Raw genomic sequence first — 17,429 nt, 5'->3', positions numbered from 1 at the left:
AACTTTACTCTCCGAAAAGTAATTTTTTATCGCGTTCAGCAGCAGGTTTTACCCATTCTTCTGGTATAAACTTCCAATTATTGTTAGCCTCTGGAGCTATAGTTCCTGCCTTTTCTATTTCTTTCATAAGATAGTAACGCTGATCTTGCTTACTTTCCCATATAATACGTTTCTTTAGTTGCTCATGTGGAATACCTGCACCCTTTGTAAGTAGTTCTCCTCCACCATTAGCACGATAACTATTTACGGCTACTGTATACCATTTTTTTTCTTCAAACTTTTCGCCATTACTCATTTTAAGGATTGTTACTTTTTGTCCTTTAGGCTTTGTTACATCTACAGTATAGTTTATACCTGCAGCTGAATCAAAATTGAACGAGTAATTTTTAAATCCTAATCGCTGAGCATCACTTTTAGTATCAGCTAACAACAAAAGATGATCATTAGGTGTTTTCATTGTGTTTACCCATAGATCATAACTCATCTCTAAATATTTATGTATCTCTTCACCTGTCATCTTTATAGTACATAGCTGATTTTCAAACTTATATAAATTAAACATATCTGCTACTGTTACTGGTCCTGCTTTAATAGATGCATTAAATAAAAGAGGAGCATTAAAGGCTATATCAGCCTTAGTTATTTTTAATTCTAAGTTTAATATCAAGTCATTAAAAGCAGAATTGCCAAAATAAGAATCTTTGGTATATATCGTGTTCTTTAAATATCCTATAACCTTATCACTCCATAGTTTTACCTCTTCTACATTTTTGTGAAAATGATTAATGTAATTTGTGTCTACCCCCAATGTACTAACATCAACAAGCTCTCCTTCTATATTCTTAATATGAAAAGCTTTCTTGTTCCCTTTCATCTTGCTTGATAAAGTAATAGTGGCAACTGCTACCCTTTGTGCATTATTGGCAGGATTAAGACATACCACTTTTTTACCCTTTAAAGACGTTTCTACCGAATTATGCGGTGTGTGATCATGACCAAAGAAAACAATATCAAATCCATCTACTTGCTTAGCTACATCTTTAGAAGCATCTTCAGCATAATCTTTGGTAATAATACCACCTTTCCACCCTGAATGGAATAATCCTATAATAACATCTGGATTATCTTTGGCTTTCATTTTCCTAATAGTCTCCTTTGCGCATCTCACCATTTCTTTAAACTGTAATCCGCTCCAAATATTTTCTTTTAGCCAGTTTGGGATAGCAGGAGTTATCATTCCTATAACTCCTATCTTAACACCGTTATTTTTCTTAATTATACAATAATCGGAAACATAAGGCTTACAGCTTTTTGTATCTATAATATTAGCACCTAAAATAGGCATATCCAATTCACTAAACCATTTGTCATAGACAGCATGCCCAGTCTCTATATCATGATTACCTACAGTAGCTGCATCATATTTTAAATAGTTTAGTACCATAGAAGCAATATTTTTTTTGTTCTTTGCTATATAATTATAATAGTAAGATATAGGCTGTCCTTGTAAAATATCTCCATTATCAAGCAAATAAACATTTTGATCCCCATATTTCTTTCTTAGATCATTTACATATTTACTTACCCTCGCCATAGAGCCTTTTTTAGGTAAATGTGTTATAAAATCGTATGGGAAAAAAGAACCATGGATATCAGATGTTTCTATAATTTTTAGTGTAACATCATTATTTTGTGCCATAGTTGGGCTACAAAGTCCTATCATCATAGAAAGAAGAAATGTATAAAATTTCATTTAATTTAGTATTTTTATGTTGTATAAATTAGCGATAACTGCTATTAAAGATGTGGCAAAAATACAAATAATATCTGAAAAACAACATTTTTTTGAAGTATATTGTTAATATTTAAAAATTACAGTTTCCTCTTAAATGTAACAGCCCACAGGTATTTTTCTTTGTTACATAACCACAATTATTCTTCTGTATGTTTTCACTAAATGTAAGTTTCTACTATATTTCCCTATAATATAGCTTTACCATACCTATATCATTACTGCTATATTTAGATTAAATAACATTAAATCTATCTTTCTTATATAAGAATTCTTGTTTTTTTCTTGTACCTTTGCAATCCATTTATGTATAATGGGTTAATTGTATAATATTAGTTTTGGAGACATTATAATTCATGAGACAGCTTAAGATTTCAAAAAGTATTACTAATCGTTCTAGCGAGGCACTTGATAAATATTTGGTAGAGATTGGTAGAGAGCCAATGATTACAGTTGATGAAGAAATAGAATTAGCACAAGAAATACATAAAGGAGGTCTTAAGGGAGAACGTGCTAAAGAAAAACTAATCAAGGCAAACCTTCGTTTTGTAGTATCTGTTGCTAAGCAATATCAGCATCAAGGTCTATCTTTGACTGATTTAATCGATGAGGGTAATATAGGTCTTGTAAAAGCTGCCGAAAAATTTGATGAAACACGTGGCTTTAAATTCATATCATACGCTGTATGGTGGATACGTCAGAGCATTCTTCAAGCAATAGCTGAACAAAGCCGTATTGTTCGTTTACCTTTAAACCAGGTAGGGGCTATTTCAAAGATTAATCAAGTTACCAATGAGTTTATTCAAAAACATAATAGACGCCCATCTATTCATGAATTAGCAGAAATAACAGGTATTGATGAAGCACGTATACGTCAAAGCCAAAGTGCTGATAACCATCACATGAGCATTGATGCTCCTTTTAGTGATGATGACGATAATTCAATGAGTGATATGCTCTCGTCAGGAGAAGATTCGCGTACAGATAAAGGTGTAGATTTCGAATCAATGTCCGATGATCTTCGTGCTGTACTTCAGAACACATTAAAAGAACGTGAAATAAAAATAGTTACAGAGTGTTTTGGTATTGGCTGCCAAGAAAAAGGTTTAGAAGAAATTGGAACAGAAATGGCACTTACACGAGAGCGCGTACGTCAGATTCGTGAAAAAGCTATTGAGAAAATACGCGAAAGCGGTAATGCTCGTGTACTTATGAAATACTTAGGATAAATAAAAAAACACAGAAATTAAATACTTACCTATTAGTATTTAATTTCTGTATTTTTTTATTTACTCAACATATTCTGTAGGATCATTTACATCAGCCTTAAGAAAAGCTTCTTTTCGTTCTACGCAAGTACCACACTTTCCACAATGTTTTTCTCCTCCTTTATAACAGCTCCACGTTTTATTATAATCTATTCCTAAAGCCACACCTCGTTTCACTATTTCTGTTTTACTTATATTTGTATAAGGTGCTACTACCTGCACATTAATATATGTACCAGCGCACGCAGCTTTATCTATTGCTGAAATAAATTCTGGTCTGCAATCTGGATAAATAGTATGATCTCCACCATGGTTAGCTATCATTACGTATTTTAAGTTATGACTTTCAGCTATCCCTATAGCAATAGAAAGCATTATTCCATTTCGGAAAGGAACTACTGTCGATTTCATATTTTCCTCTTCATAATGCCCCTCAGGTATTGCCTCACTACCTTCTAAAAGAGAACTTTTCAAATACACATTCATAAATTTTAAAGGTATTGTTATATGAGGTATCCCCAATTTCTTACAATGATATTCTGCCAATGGTAATTCATTTTTTGAATGATTCTGACCATAATCAAACGAAATAGCTAATGCTATGTCGTCAGCTTTTTCATATAAAAGGGTTATAGAGTCTAATCCCCCACTTACTATTATTACTGAATTTCTCATACTTTTTTCTTTATAATGCAAAAATAATAAAAAGAATAGATATGATTTCATCAATCCGATGTATTTTTGTATTTTTGTAGTAATTTAAAAAGTATAACAATATAATATTTAACACAGATGAAAATTAATAATTTCAACTTCAGTGGACACAAAGCAATTGTTCGCGTCGATTTTAATGTGCCATTAGATAAAAATGGTCATGTTACAGATGATACACGTATTCGTGGTGCGCTTCCTACTTTAAAGAAAGTACTTTCTGATGGTGGTGCTTTAATAATGATGAGCCACATGGGAAAACCTAAAGGAAAAGTAAAAATGGAGCTTTCTTTAGGTCAAATTGTTAAAAATGTAAGCGAAGCGTTAGGAGTTGAAGTAAAGTTTGCTAAAGACGCAGGTAATGCTGATGCCGAAGCAGCTGCTTTAAAACCAGGTGAAGCTCTTTTGCTAGAAAATTTACGCTATTATCCTGAAGAAGAAGGTAAACCCGTAGATGTAGCAAAGGGAACTCCTGAATATGATGTTGCTAAGGAAGAAATGAAAGGACGTCAGAAAGCCTTCGCTAAGAAATTAGCTTCTTATGCTGATGTATATGTAAATGATGCTTTTGGAACAGCTCATCGTAAACATGCTTCGACAGCAGTCATTGCAGACAACTTTGATGCTGAGCACAAAATGCTTGGCTTCTTAATGGAAAAAGAAGTTTCTGCTATAGACAACGTTTTAAAGAATGCACAGCATCCTTTTACAGCAATAATAGGTGGCTCAAAAGTAAGTTCAAAACTTGCTGTTATCAAAAATTTGCTTGATAAGGTAGATAACCTTATTATTGGCGGAGGTATGGGATATACTTTTATAAAAGCTCAAGGTGGAAAAATAGGACAGTCTTTACATGAAGATGAATTAATTCCAGAAGCATTAAATGTTATCGCTGCAGCTAAAGAAAAAGGTGTTAGACTTTCTCTTTCTACACATACTGTATGTGGGCAATCTTTTTCTAATGATACTCCACGAAAAGTATTCCCTATTAATGAAATACCTGATGAGTGGGAAGGTATGGACGCTGCTGAACAAAGTTTAGAAGAATGGAAACAAATTATTCTTAGTTCTAAAACTATTTTATGGAATGGCCCTGTAGGAGTTTTTGAATTTGAAAACTTTGCACATGGCACTGGTGAAATTGCTAAGTATGTTGCAGAGGCTACCCAAAAGAATGGTGCTTTCTCTCTTGTTGGTGGAGGCGATTCTGTCGCAGCTGTTAATAAATTTAAATTAGCAGATAAAGTGTCTTATGTATCAACAGGTGGTGGAGCCATGCTTGAAGCTATTGAAGGAAAGGTTCTACCTGGTGTTGCTGCTATTGAGAAGTAATAAATAATTATTACTACCTTATAAAACTTTTTAAATAACAAAGTAGAAGGTAAATACTAATAAAGTATAAGTATTTACCTTCTACTTTGTTATTTGGTCAGTAGAAAAGAGTTAGGAAAATTTTCGGTTCAGTAGAAATTGATACCTTAGTTCGGGATAAGAAAACGCAAAAAAGTAAATAAAGAAGAAGGTAGTCTCATAAACAGTTTGTACCTTTATAGTTAATAATCAAACAGTTACAAATATACTTATGCAGACTACCGATTACAAAATTACTGAATTATTCTGTGTTATAGATGATTTTTGTAAACATTTTGAAGCTGAAAATGGCGGAAAACTGCTTTTAGGTGACGATACCACGAAGCGTAGAAGGCGTAAGGCTTCCTTGTCCGACAGCGAAATCATGACTATTTTATTGTATTTCCATTTCGGAACATTTCGTAATTTCAAGCACTATTATCTTATTCTTCATCAAGGGGACTTTTAAGACGTACTTCCCTAACGCTGTCTCTTACAACCGTTTTGTTGAACTTGAAAGTAGGGTATTTTTCCCTCTTATGTTCTTTCTTAATCTGCGTGCATTTGGAAGATGTACAGGTATTACATTTGTTGACTCAACAATGATTCCTGTATACCACAATCTTAGACGCTATGCCAACAAGGTGTTCAAAGGCGTTGCAACAAATGGGAAAGGAACAATGGGCTGGTGTCACGGATTCAAGCTTCATCTGGCATGTAATGACAGAGGGGAAATCATAATTTTCGTTCTTACTGGAGCAAATGTAAGTGACAAAGACACAAAGGTTTTCAAGGTTCTTGCCAAACGTCTGTATGGCAAACTGTTCGCTGACAAAGGATACATATTACAAAAACTTTTTGACTTTCTTTTTGAAGATGGTATTCAGTTGGTGACGGGGCTCAGGGTAAATATGAAAAACAAACTCATGCCTTTCTATGATAGAATGATGCTGCGCAAAAGATATATCATAGAAACCATCAATGATCTTCTGAAAAACACTGCCCAAATTGTACATTCACGCCATAGGTCTGTGACAAACTTTATCATGAATCTTGTATCTGCCTTGGGGGCATACTGCTTCTTTGAAAACAAGCTAGAAGCTCTCCAGGGATATTGCATAGAAGACTCTAAACAGTTGGCGTTGTTTTAAGCAACATTTTTTATCTAAATCATATCCCATTCATGATAGAGTGGGATGTATTATAGTGCACATGATTCTAACAAGGAATAATGCTCCTAACTTATCAAAATATAGACGGCTTAACCCGAACTGGGGTCTATATATCCGCAATTCTTGCGGGTACACTTGTCGCCGAACGGTTACAGGCTGAGCAAACCCTGGGGTTGGATGTTACAGCCAATCCCAAAGGCATGACAGTGCTTCACTATGATACGGAGCAGTCCGAGGCACAACTACAAGAAAACTTGGGTAAGACTCTTCGGAGAGCTGGCGTTGAGTCTGTGCCACAATTTTACCATTCGCTTTACCTTGCATCGCTCTCCCGCAAAGACAGACTGAAAATCATTCGTGAGAGCATGGCCCTGTTTCACCATAGACATGGAGGTATCCATCTTGTGGTTATCGATGGTATTGCTGACCTGATACTTTAATTGTAAGAATGCTTAATTTATGTTAAGGACAGCAATTAGCATCCAATCTATTCTTGTTATCCTAAAAATTTTTATTAAGTTTGTGCGTTTTTCTAGATAAACATATCTCGCTGGTGATATACAAACAAACCAGCAATATAATTAAAAAACTATTAAAAATGAAAAAATTTGAAAAGATTACTGCGCCTAAATTCAGCGCAATTGATGTTGAGAAAATGAAACGTCTCAAGGGTGGCTACAGTTTAAATACTGTGACTTGCTATTCTAATGGTCATGCTGGTGATGACGGTAGTGCTTCTGCTGATGGTGTTTATGGCGATTAATTCCACATGCCAATAAAGTAACTAAGAGGGAATGAGAGAGCATGGCTTTATACACGTGCTCTCTTACTTTTAGAAAGTAGAAAGTAAAATGATTTTGATTCTTACCAATGATGGTGATTTAAGTGCTGATTTGGTTCAAGATTGGCTTAAGTATTACAAGCATCCATTCATGAGGATTAACACCAATGACTTTATCAATAAGCAGATAAAGATTTCTCTTACGGGCTCTAAATTTCAATGCTTATTCGATAATAATGAAATCCCATTGGAAAATATCGGTGCAGTTTGGTTTAGAAAATATGGCTTCTTCAGATGTTCCAATACTTACAAGGAAATTTGTAAGACTAAAAAACTTAATGAAGAACTTATTAACCACATTACGAAAGAATTCCATAAGGTTATAGACTTCTTTAATTATGCTTTGAGAGACAGAAATTGGCTAACTGACCCTGAATATATAAATATCAATAAATTTGATGTGCTTTATCAAGCCAGCAAATGTGGTCTAAATATAGCTGACTCTTATATTCTCAATTCTAAGAATGACTTAAAGAGTTTAGTAGGAAAAGTAATATCGAAATCTGTTCTTGACCCAATTTTGCCCTCATGGGGCGATAATCATAAGAGTATGATGTACACTACTATGGTGGATAAAAGGAGTTTTGATAGATTGCCAGAGATATTCATGCCATCACTAGTGCAGAAAACAATTGCAAAGAAGTACGAACTTCGTATTTTCTATATTTGTGGACGTTTCTATACTATGGCTATTTTCTCTCAAAGTGACAAGAAGACAAAATTGGATTTTAGAAATTATAATTGGGATAAACCTAATCGCTATGTTCCTTGCGACCTTGACGTGGATACTAAACGGCGGTTGAGTAAGTTGATGCACAATCTTCATTTGAATTGTGGCTCAATAGATATGATTAAGGGCACTGACAACAAGCTTTATTTCTTGGAAATAAACCCTACAGGTCAGTTTGGGATGATAGATTTCCCATGTAATTATGGACTCCATAAAATAGTTGCTAAAAGACTTATAAATCTGGATACTACACATTCATCAGTTAATATATGAAACAAAAGTTTTATAGATTTGTCGACAAAGATACGAGAAGACTATTAAGTTTGAATTATCTGCTAGCAGAGAAGATTATAGTTAACTCTAAGGCAAAAGATATAGCAGGACTACAATGTACTGCTACCTGTCCAGACAAGTTCAATTTAGATTATTTTTGCATGGTCTATTCAAAACACATATCAAGATACCTGAGTACACCCGAGAAGCTACAGATTAAAAAAATATGAAATTTAATCACAATAAATACTTTGTACTTTTCCCATGTTGTAAGGTTGTCGATGGGAAGAATAAATCTGCTATTTATGACTTGCAGAGAGAATCTTATGTGTTAATTCCTCATTCACTTTCATATATTTTAAAACACGATAAGCATCTCTCATTAGGTCAAATCCTAAAAAAATATCCAGGTAATGAAGATACGATAGAAGAGTATATGAATTTCCTCAATAAGAAAGATTTAGGATTGTTCTGTGATAAGGATGAAGTAAAATTTAAGGCAATAAGTGCTAAAGTTCAGGCACCACATTTGATTACAAATGCTATTTTTGATTACGATAGCAATTCTTCATATGATTTGCAAAAGGCTATTAAACAATTGCATGACATAGGCTGCGAAAATCTTGAACTTCGTTTTTATAACGATATGAGATTGGATTCTTTGTTATCTGTAATAACATATACAAAAAGAACGTGTATTCGTGATTTAGAATTGCTATTCCCATATACAGAAGAAATGCAACTTGAGAACATTTTGCAACTTCGATATGCCAATCCCAGAATAAGGAAAGTTACTGTCTCTAGTTGTCCCAAAGGGATAGAGAAAATCTATGATAGTGAGGAGATATATATAATATATACTTCTGAATCTATCACATCAGAGGAGCAATGTGGTGTGATTTCTCCTTGGTATATGTTACCAAAAACGGAATTGTATTTAGAGTCACTATCTTATAACAATTGCCTGAACCGAAAAATTTCTATTGACAGATTTGGTAATATAAAAAATTGTCCATCTATGAAAAGAAGCTACGGTCTATTTGATGAGCAATGTCAACTTTTTAATGTAGCTAATAATCCAGAATTCCAGAAAATATGGAAGGTGCAAAAAGACGAAATTAAGCAATGTAAAGATAGTGAGTTGCGATACATGTGTCAAGACTGTCGTGCTTATGTAAAAGATGCTAATGACCCTTTGTCAGCACCATTAAAGTGTCACTACAACCCTTATTTAGAATGAAAATTATACAGAGCTTTTGGAGTAAGCCTCTTTTAAAATCCAATCAAGAAACATATCAGAACCGTCTCAATGGAGGTTGGCCTAACCTTCGTTATGCGTTGGCAGCTATGTCATATAGTTGCTTGACTTTAAAGGAGTTTTATGATGATGTGGAATTATACACAGATGATTTTGGCATGCATCTTTTCAAAGAAGCATTACATCTTCCCTATACTCGTTTCCATAATGTTCTTAACGATTTAGATATGGACGAATCGTTTTGGGCATATGGGAAAATAATTACATACTCCTTACAAAACGAACCTTTTTTACACGTTGATAATGATATTTTCATTTCAGACAAGTTCCCTGAAAAAATAGAAAAAGCTGAACTTGTAGGTCAGAATATTGAATGGATTATTCCAAAAGCTACTGATGATTATACAGAAGCATTGGACTTCTTACGTCAAAATGTACCAGTGTGTCCAAAGATAATTTTAGATTCTAAATGTAGACAATCTATTAATATGGGACTTTTTGGTGGTAACAATATTGAATTCATACAGCGTTATGCTCACATGGCAATGGATTCAGTTAAAGATGCAGTACCCTATATTTTGGCAAAAAAAGGAAAAGATGGTACATTCAATATCATTTTTGAGCAACTACTGCTTTCTGAGATGGCCAAGAAAGAATCAATCCCTACAGCATACATGGTAGAAAATAACGACTGCTCAGATTTTTCTCAATATATTAATTTGGAAACTGCCCAATTCACTGTTAATTATACCCATTGTGTTGGCTTGATAAAGCAGTGTAATTTTATTTGTGAGCAAATGGAATATCGTTTGAGAAGTGAATTCCCACGGCAGTATCGCATTATTCTTGATTACTTGGAAAGTCAAGGTATGCACTACAATATCAATGAGAAATCCATGAGATATTTTGATGATTTCAATCGTTCATACAAAAAGCTTAAGGTGTATAAAACTCAAGAAGAGTTAATGACCAAGGGACTTTTCAAATTAAGGGAGGATGTCAATTTGAATTTTGACGGAAACTTTTATTGGTTGAATCGTAACTGTGAAAGCAAGAAACTTGAACGTTGGGGATCTTTCTTAGCCTATTTCCAAGATTACATAACTGGTAATGAATTGTGTGATTATATAATTGAAAATAAACTTGCTGGAGATATTAATGCTACTGCTATAAGGGAGAATATTTTCCACCTGATTGTCCAGAATGTATATAGTAACCGATTTTTAGAAGTAAAAACTGATTAGATATGAAGATTTCAAGTTTGATTATTTCTTTCCTTGTTTTATCATCTGTGTCTATGTTTGCTCAGGAGCATACGATTAAGGGTATTGTTTATGATAACAATGGAAAAGTCGTTAAATTAGCAAATGTTATACAAGTCGATTCTTGTATGCACTATGTGGTAGGAACTACGACATCTTCTGAGGGAACTTTTACTTTAGCAATTAAAGGGGGAAAAAATCCAGGTTACCTTATAACTTCTTATGTAGGCATGTCTGCTGACACCATCAGCCTTTCTAAAAAAGTTCAACAGCCTCTACGTATTATCTTGAAAACAATGTTAGCCGAAATTGACGAAGTCATCGTGAAAGGCAAACATAGTCTTTTTAAAAATGAAAATGATATCATTACTGCAAATGTTCAAAACTCTATATTAGCTAAAGCGGGAACATTGGATAATTTGATGAACCAAATACCATTTGTTTCAGGTGGTGGCGGTGAGTACAATGTATTTGGCCGTGGTGAGGCTATTGTTTATTTAAATAATAGAAAAGTCTACGATACAAATATCCTTAAGACTGTAAATTCTGATAGAATTAAAAAAGTTCAGGTGATTACAAATCCCGGATCAGGATATTCTTCAGATGTTAAGGCGGTAATTAAGATATTTACAGTAGACAATCCTAATGGGGTGGGAGGTAATGCATATACGAGTATTACTGGAGGTCGAAAATTCTCCAATAACGAAGGAGGATCTGTAGTGTATAATTCTGGCAAGTGGCAAATTACAGGAGAAATAGGTCATGCCAATTATAAAACTCAGGAAAAAACAGAGGATAGAACATCCATTATTAGTAAGCCAACAAAGTTATATACTAATAGTACGACTTTAGACTATGACATGACTTTTCTGAATGGAAACTTAGGGCTCACTTACCAGCCTTCAATCCAGCAGACTGTTGGTTTCAATACAAGGGTTACAAAATACACGCATAATCATACTATTGATAATGCGATGATTGATCATTTCACGAATGGAGTAAACGACTTCCACACAGAAGGAATAACCAAATCTAAAAATGTTCCTATCCAATGGCTTACGAATACATTTTACACCTTTTTTATTGGAAAAACTAAACTTGATTTAACGGATGATATTTTAGTCGGTACACAGGATAGAAAACTTTTCTACAAGGATCAAAATGATGTTGATGTTTCAACTAAAAGTAAGTCTCATTATTTAATGAATTCATTTGTTGCAGACATTAATACCCCGTTAACAAGTAAAGTGTCTTTTAATTATGGCGGTGAATTCACCTATTCACATTATAAACAAATTTTCGATTTTGATGAAAAAAACATCAAAACCGAAATGGCGAATACAGTAAATAAAAATGAACAAATACTTGGGACTGCGTTTACTAATCTAAATGCCTCAATAGGAAGATTCTCTGTGAGTGCAGGGTTGCGTTATGAACATGTTAGTTGGGAGTACTTTGTCGGGAATATGAAACAGAAATCTCAAAGTCGTGATTATAATAATTTATTCCCGTCATTAAATATTTCATTTCATCCAAATAATGTTACTAGTGTATCGTTGGGCTATAAACAAACCGTAAGAAAACCAAACTATGGTGAACTGAATGATAACATAGAATATCAAAGTCGATACTACTATGTTCAAGGAAATTCCATGTTAGATTATTCTTATACGAATTCAATTAATATGTTAGCATCATACAAAAAATTACGCTTTATCGCTTCATGTGATTTCGTTAATGATGACATAGCAATGAAGAGAAGTTTAATGGGAGCGTCAAAAGATATTGTGTTATCTCAGGCTGTAAATATATCAAATTACAAACGCTGGAGTGCTGGGGTAAACTGGTGGAAGCATTTTGGTTTCTATACTCCGTACCTTGAGATTGGACTTGGTGGGCAAACTTTCTCATATACTTATATGGATGCCCTCTATCATTTCAATCATCCATATGTGAATTTCAAAGTGCATAATACTTTCGAGTTAAAAAACAATTTAAGTATTATGCTATTTGTGGATTATTATGGCAAGAATTCTTCTCTCTTTAGGGAGGTTACAGAGCAGTGGAATACTCAAGTTTCGCTTTCAAAAAATATAAAAAATTGGTTTGTTACATTATCAATGAACAATGTTTTATGCCCTCGCTCACGTACTAGTACAACGAAATGTGGCTTGATAAATGACGTCTCATATAGCAATAGAGATAACGATAATATTTTCATTCTGGTTTCTTATACTTTTAATTATAAACAAAAAAAACATCTTTCAAATACCAAGTCAAATGAAATACATCGATTCTAATAAATATACAATGAAATCTGTAATAGTTATAATGTTGGCTACTTCCCTATTTATAGGATGCAGTAGCTCTAATTTCGAATTTATAGATCCATCAGAGCTAAGCGTGAACGAAAATACATTTGAGGTCATCAATTTTAAGACGAATGTTAAATATCCGTTGAGAAAAGATTTACTGTCGCCTAATTATACTGGTGGTTATACGTTAAATTTTATAAACCAGTCGAATTTTAATAATCAATATGCGGCTTATGATTTGATTAAAGCAAGCATCAACCAACTACCATTTAAGGACAAGAGGGTAGAATTTGTGGCTGCTGATAAATTTATTATCTTAAGACTTAACAGCGAAAATCAAGAGTGGGCGCCTAACTACTCTCTGAATATCAATGGTGATTGTGTAGTAGAATTAGCTGATGAATGGAATGGCAAACGTAAACTACAGATTGGAGACTTTTGGCGAAACCTCATTATCTCGCCATCAAAGAAACGAGTGTTGTGTGTTGATCGTCTAATGCTTAAGGGTAATTTCTACGCTATTGTTTATATCTTGCAAGCAGATAAAAAAAACTATCCTTTCCCTGCTCTATATCATTGGGATGTAACGCAACCGGAGATGCTTCCTAACATATGGATATCCCTTGAAGGCTTTACAGATATAACTAGGAAATTGATAGTAGCCAACCAATGACAAAAAATGAAGAGATTTCCAGTTTTGCAACAATATGACGCAATGGACTGCGGTCCGACGTGTTTAGCCATGATTAGTAAGTATTATGGCAAAAACTATAATATAGAACACCTTCATGATTTATGCCATATATCTAATGAAGGTGTATCTTTATATGGTATTAGTATAGCTGCCGAGAAAATTGGATTCCATACTGTTGGTACTCAATTGAGCCTTATTCAATTGATTGATGAGATGCCGTTACCCTGTATTCTTCATTGGAATCAAAACCATTTCACAGTGCTATATAAAATTAAGAAGACGAAGAAGGGTTGCACGTTTTACATTGCTAATCCTGCTGGCGGAGTTAGAATGGTATTTAATGAATGGGAATTTAGTTCAAGTTGGTTGAATGGCACAGATGAACATGGTCAATCAACAGGTGTCGCCTTATCCTTACAACCTACTCCATTATTTTATGAAAAGCGAGGAGATCAAAAATTAAAGAGAAATGAAAAGAAAACACTTGTATTTCTCTTTTCTTATCTTAAGCCATATAAAAGGAAGATAATACTATTACTGTCTGTGATGGTTTGTGGTGCAACAATTCAACTTATGTTACCTTTTCTGACACAAGCAATTGCAGATTGGGGTATCAAGGGAAAAGACATTAATATCATCCTGCTAATCCTTATTGGGCAACTTTCTTTAGAGTGTGGTCAAGCTATTGTCAGTTTTATTCGTAGTTGGACATTGTTGATTATTGGGACTAAGACTAACATAGCCTTGATTTCTGATTATTTAATGAAATTGATGAAATTACGAATATCTTTTTTTGACACTAAACTTAATGGCGATATTATACAGCGTATCAATGACCATTCGATAATCCAGGCATTTTTGACAGACTCAAGTCTTGACACTTTGTTTTCAATTGTGAGTATGATCGTATTAGGTGTAGTCATACTCATATATAACTGGATAGTTGCTTTAATATTTTTTACTGGAAGTGTATTATACATATGCTGGGTATGGAGATTCATGAAAAGAAGGGAATTACTTGACCATAAGATATTTTCTTTGAATTCTGCTAATCAAAGTAGTGTTATTCAATTAATATCAGGAATGCAGGAAATTAAATTAAATGTGTGCGAACAACAAAAAAGATGGGAATGGGAGAGTATACAACGAAATATTTATCGCCTATCGATAAGAGGTCTTAAGTTATCTCAGTATCAGCAATCTGGAGGTTTTTTCCTCAATCAGGTAAAAAACCTCATCATAACAGCACTTGTAGCAACCTTGGTTGTCAAAGGTAAAATAACCTTTGGCATGATGCTAAGCATTCAGTATATTGTAGGTATGCTGAATAGTCCTGTCGAACAATTGATTAATTTCTTTCGACAGTATCAAGATGCAAAATTAAGTATTAACAGACTTCAGTATGTTTATGAGGAAAAAAATGAAGATGATGAGACCAAAGTAGGCACGGACTCCATGCTAGATGGTGACATTATATTGCACCATGTCACGTTTAGATATGACAAATTGAGCTCTAAACCGACTTTAAATGATATCAATCTAAAAATACCAGAAGGCAAGGTAACCGCAATTGTAGGCCTTAGCGGTAGTGGAAAAACTACTATCCTAAAGATGATTCTTGGGTTTTATTGTCCTGATAAGGGGAGCATCGAAATTGGGGGAGTCAATTTGGAATCTATGAATAAAAGAGAATGGAGAAAATGTTGCGGCACTGTTATGCAAGAAGGCTATATCTTCTCTGATACAATTAAAAATAATATTACATCGGGAATTGAACCATCAAATACAGAATTAGTTAAGAAATCTGCTAAAATTGCTAATATTAATGATTTTATTGAAGAATTACCGTTGAAGTACAAAACAAGAATTGGAAACGATGGTCATGGTCTAAGTTTAGGCCAGAAACAACGAATTCTCATTGCGCGAGCTATCTATAAAAACCCTAAGTATATTTTATTGGATGAAGCCACAAATTCTCTCGATGCTAATAATGAACATGAAATCATGGAAAATTTGAATAATTTTATTAAGGGGAGGACTGCCATCATCATTGCCCACAGACTTAGCACTGTGCGAAACGCTGATAATATAGTTGTTTTAAAGGATGGTAAAATCTGTGAACAGGGCGACCATATAACCATGATTAGTAAAAAAGGCGTCTATTACCAACTGGTGAAAAATCAGCTTGACATTTAACATATTTAATGTTCAAGAATGCTTTGTATAGAATCTTTTATGCATGTGAAATAGCTGCATAGGATAATCTTTTCGGAACATGATTAATGGATAAAGGGGTACTTCACTGCCTTCACTTTAGTATTGGTATGCCCCTCTCCATTGTCCAGTTCGGCATCGACATAAGGGAAATTTACACTTTCTAGTTGAATTCACCGGGTACTGTCATATAAAAGTGTGTAAGCCCATATTTTTATTATCTTTGTATTTGAAATATAAAATAAGATAAGAAATGGAACTTACACAATTACAAATTTCGGAAATTATTTCTAATTACACAAGCAGTAGTGAGGGTTTTGTAACTCTTCAGTCTTTAATCATGAATTCATTGATGTTTCACGAGCGTGAATTATTCGTCAGTGAAAACAAAGATGAACAATGCAATGGCTTTCGTAGTCGTCGCTGGTACAGTCATGGCTTTGAGTTTTCTCTTCGCATTCCCCGTAGCCGTAGTGGTAATTTCTACCTTGTCCTTCTTGGATTGATACGTAACGAAAGCGAGGAACGCGCGCGTCTATTCAATCTTCTTTATACGAAGGGACTCACAACAGAACAGATAGGCGAGGTTTATGAGTGTGTCTATGGTCGTTCCTACAGCAAACAACAGGTTTCCTATTTGGCAAACAGTTGTCGTGATGATGTCGAGAAATGGCTTTGCCGTAATCTTTTCTTTCACTATCTGGCAGTCTATATCAATGCAACCTTCATCTCCACCCGTAGGGACAGACAGGTGTCAAAAGAAGCCTATTATACGATATTGGTCGTACTTGAGGATGGCAGCAGGGAGGTGCTTTCAGTAGTCAACCATCCCACCGAGGGTGCCCTATGCTGGAAAGACGAGCTTGATACTCTAAAAGATAGAGGAGTTAAGGAAATAGACCTGGTTATCTCTGATGCACTAACAGGCATAGAGAACGCCGTCTGTGCTGCTTTCCCCTGTGCCGCACATCAATTTTGTGTAGCACACCTCAAGCGTCAGGTTATCAATAGTGTTGCCCACAAGGACAAGCCCGCCATAGCCAGTGAACTCTCAGAAGTCTTTCGTATGGAAGATGATAGTATGGATTCCTTGTGGGGATACGAACATTTTGTTACTTTTGTAGACAGATGGGAAAAGAAGTATCCAACCCTCAAGAAATACAAGGCAGAAAGAAATACGGCATATTTCACATATATGGACTTTCCAAAAGAAGTGCAAAGGTGTATATACACGACTAACAGGATTGAAAGACTCAACAGAAAGTATAAAAGGACTATCAATATGAGAACATCCATGCCATCAGCACAAGCTGTTATATTTCTCTTGGGATCAGTGGCAATGGAAGAAACAAAAAATGCTTACAAAAAGAAAATATACCAGTTTAAAAGTTGGAAGAATATAAACGAAAATGGAAATACAAAGGATAAAAGAGAAGAATAGCTTACACACTTTTAAGGGGTCAGTCCTAAAACCCAGTTGCAAGCCCTCTCCTCTCAGGCACATAATTTCATAAGTATTTGTTATCTTTGCATCATGAAGAATCACCAA

The 17,429-nt window shown here is 34.4% G+C and carries 12 protein-coding genes and 2 pseudogenes; 12 read left to right on the top strand and 2 right to left on the bottom strand.

Translation table 11 applies throughout. From position 1 onward, the window contains the following. Nucleotides 1-4 precede the first annotated feature (4 nt). On the bottom strand, nucleotides 5-1,753 hold the full coding sequence (locus tag F596_RS0107865) for a bifunctional metallophosphatase/5'-nucleotidase (protein ID WP_024992733.1): 1,749 nt from the start codon (nucleotides 1,751-1,753) through the stop codon (nucleotides 5-7). 395 nt (nucleotides 1,754-2,148) lie between these two features. On the opposite strand from F596_RS0107865, the gene F596_RS0107860 reads away from it, so the two are divergent. Beyond that, on the top strand, nucleotides 2,149-3,021 hold the full coding sequence (locus F596_RS0107860; protein ID WP_008449796.1) for a sigma-70 family RNA polymerase sigma factor: 873 nt from the start codon (nucleotides 2,149-2,151) through the stop codon (nucleotides 3,019-3,021). A 60-nt stretch (nucleotides 3,022-3,081) separates the two neighbouring features. Here F596_RS0107860 and queC read toward each other — a convergent pair whose 3' ends face one another. Beyond that, nucleotides 3,082-3,735, bottom strand: a complete 654-nt coding sequence (gene queC / locus F596_RS0107855) for a 7-cyano-7-deazaguanine synthase QueC (RefSeq protein WP_019036520.1) — start codon at nucleotides 3,733-3,735, stop codon at nucleotides 3,082-3,084. A 117-nt stretch (nucleotides 3,736-3,852) separates the two neighbouring features. On the opposite strand from queC, the gene F596_RS0107850 reads away from it, so the two are divergent. From F596_RS0107850 to F596_RS0107795, 11 genes and pseudogenes are all read left to right on the top strand, one after another. After that, a complete protein-coding gene (locus tag F596_RS0107850; RefSeq protein ID WP_008448381.1) occupies nucleotides 3,853-5,103 on the top strand; it encodes a phosphoglycerate kinase in 1,251 nt (416 codons plus the stop codon). Nucleotides 5,104-5,353: 250 nt separating this feature from the next. Continuing rightward, nucleotides 5,354-6,272: pseudogene (locus F596_RS10990) on the top strand (IS982 family transposase). A 119-nt stretch (nucleotides 6,273-6,391) separates the two neighbouring features. Further along, nucleotides 6,392-6,727, top strand: a pseudogene (locus F596_RS0107840) (bifunctional DNA primase/helicase); the annotation flags it as partial. A gap of 164 nt (nucleotides 6,728-6,891) precedes the next feature. Next, complete coding sequence (locus F596_RS10985) at nucleotides 6,892-7,056, top strand: TIGR04149 family rSAM-modified RiPP (protein WP_019036517.1); 165 nt, start codon at nucleotides 6,892-6,894, stop codon at nucleotides 7,054-7,056. A gap of 88 nt (nucleotides 7,057-7,144) precedes the next feature. Next, entirely contained in the window at nucleotides 7,145-8,137 is a 993-nt protein-coding gene (gene gwsG / locus F596_RS0107830; RefSeq protein WP_019036516.1) for a grasp-with-spasm system ATP-grasp peptide maturase, read from the top strand. Between the two features lie 226 nt (nucleotides 8,138-8,363). Beyond that, the gene (gene gwsS, locus F596_RS0107820; RefSeq protein WP_019036514.1) at nucleotides 8,364-9,377 is read left to right on the top strand and encodes a grasp-with-spasm system SPASM domain peptide maturase; all 1,014 of its coding nucleotides are present in this window, start codon (nucleotides 8,364-8,366) and stop codon (nucleotides 9,375-9,377) included. After that, nucleotides 9,374-10,639, top strand: coding sequence for a DUF6734 family protein (locus F596_RS0107815; RefSeq protein WP_019036513.1), 1,266 nt, complete (start codon nucleotides 9,374-9,376; stop codon nucleotides 10,637-10,639). Before gwsS ends, F596_RS0107815 begins: the two co-directional genes overlap by 4 nt. 2 nt (nucleotides 10,640-10,641) lie before the next feature. Beyond that, a complete protein-coding gene (locus tag F596_RS10980) occupies nucleotides 10,642-12,957 on the top strand; it encodes an outer membrane beta-barrel family protein (RefSeq protein WP_238292954.1) in 2,316 nt (771 codons plus the stop codon). After that, nucleotides 12,938-13,645 (top strand): hypothetical protein, encoded by a 708-nt coding sequence (locus tag F596_RS0107805; protein ID WP_008449161.1) that lies wholly within the window; start codon nucleotides 12,938-12,940, stop codon nucleotides 13,643-13,645. The genes F596_RS10980 and F596_RS0107805 overlap by 20 nt, the downstream gene beginning before the upstream one ends. 6 nt (nucleotides 13,646-13,651) lie before the next feature. After that, nucleotides 13,652-15,862, top strand: coding sequence for a peptidase domain-containing ABC transporter (locus F596_RS0107800; RefSeq protein ID WP_019036511.1), 2,211 nt, complete (start codon nucleotides 13,652-13,654; stop codon nucleotides 15,860-15,862). A 271-nt stretch (nucleotides 15,863-16,133) separates the two neighbouring features. Next, nucleotides 16,134-17,321, top strand: a complete 1,188-nt coding sequence (locus F596_RS0107795) for an IS256 family transposase (RefSeq protein ID WP_019036510.1) — start codon at nucleotides 16,134-16,136, stop codon at nucleotides 17,319-17,321. Nucleotides 17,322-17,429 lie beyond the last annotated feature (108 nt).

Origin of the sequence: Prevotella amnii DSM 23384 = JCM 14753, assembly GCF_000378745.1 — a bacterium.
GTDB classification, from domain to species: domain Bacteria; phylum Bacteroidota; class Bacteroidia; order Bacteroidales; family Bacteroidaceae; genus Prevotella; species Prevotella amnii.
Note: the sequence above shows the minus strand (reverse complement) of the source record. Positions and strands in the feature narration are given on the sequence as shown.

What these genes read in the sequence shown, in the direction of transcription:
- F596_RS0107860 (WP_008449796.1), top strand. Translation starts at nt 2,149, where the DNA reads ATGAGACAGCTTAAGATTTCAAAAAGTATTACTAATCGTTCTAGCGAG.
- gwsS (WP_019036514.1), top strand. Translation starts at nt 8,364, where the DNA reads ATGAAATTTAATCACAATAAATACTTTGTACTTTTCCCATGTTGTAAG.
- F596_RS10985 (WP_019036517.1), top strand. Translation starts at nt 6,892, where the DNA reads ATGAAAAAATTTGAAAAGATTACTGCGCCTAAATTCAGCGCAATTGAT.
- F596_RS0107805 (WP_008449161.1), top strand. Translation starts at nt 12,938, where the DNA reads ATGAAATACATCGATTCTAATAAATATACAATGAAATCTGTAATAGTT.
- F596_RS10980 (WP_238292954.1), top strand. Translation starts at nt 10,642, where the DNA reads ATGAAGATTTCAAGTTTGATTATTTCTTTCCTTGTTTTATCATCTGTG.
- F596_RS0107815 (WP_019036513.1), top strand. Translation starts at nt 9,374, where the DNA reads ATGAAAATTATACAGAGCTTTTGGAGTAAGCCTCTTTTAAAATCCAAT.
- F596_RS0107800 (WP_019036511.1), top strand. Translation starts at nt 13,652, where the DNA reads ATGAAGAGATTTCCAGTTTTGCAACAATATGACGCAATGGACTGCGGT.
- gwsG (WP_019036516.1), top strand. Translation starts at nt 7,145, where the DNA reads ATGATTTTGATTCTTACCAATGATGGTGATTTAAGTGCTGATTTGGTT.
- F596_RS0107795 (WP_019036510.1), top strand. Translation starts at nt 16,134, where the DNA reads ATGGAACTTACACAATTACAAATTTCGGAAATTATTTCTAATTACACA.
- queC (WP_019036520.1), bottom strand. Translation starts at nt 3,735, where the DNA reads ATGAGAAATTCAGTAATAATAGTAAGTGGGGGATTAGACTCTATAACC.
- F596_RS0107850 (WP_008448381.1), top strand. Translation starts at nt 3,853, where the DNA reads ATGAAAATTAATAATTTCAACTTCAGTGGACACAAAGCAATTGTTCGC.
- F596_RS0107865 (WP_024992733.1), bottom strand. Translation starts at nt 1,753, where the DNA reads ATGAAATTTTATACATTTCTTCTTTCTATGATGATAGGACTTTGTAGC.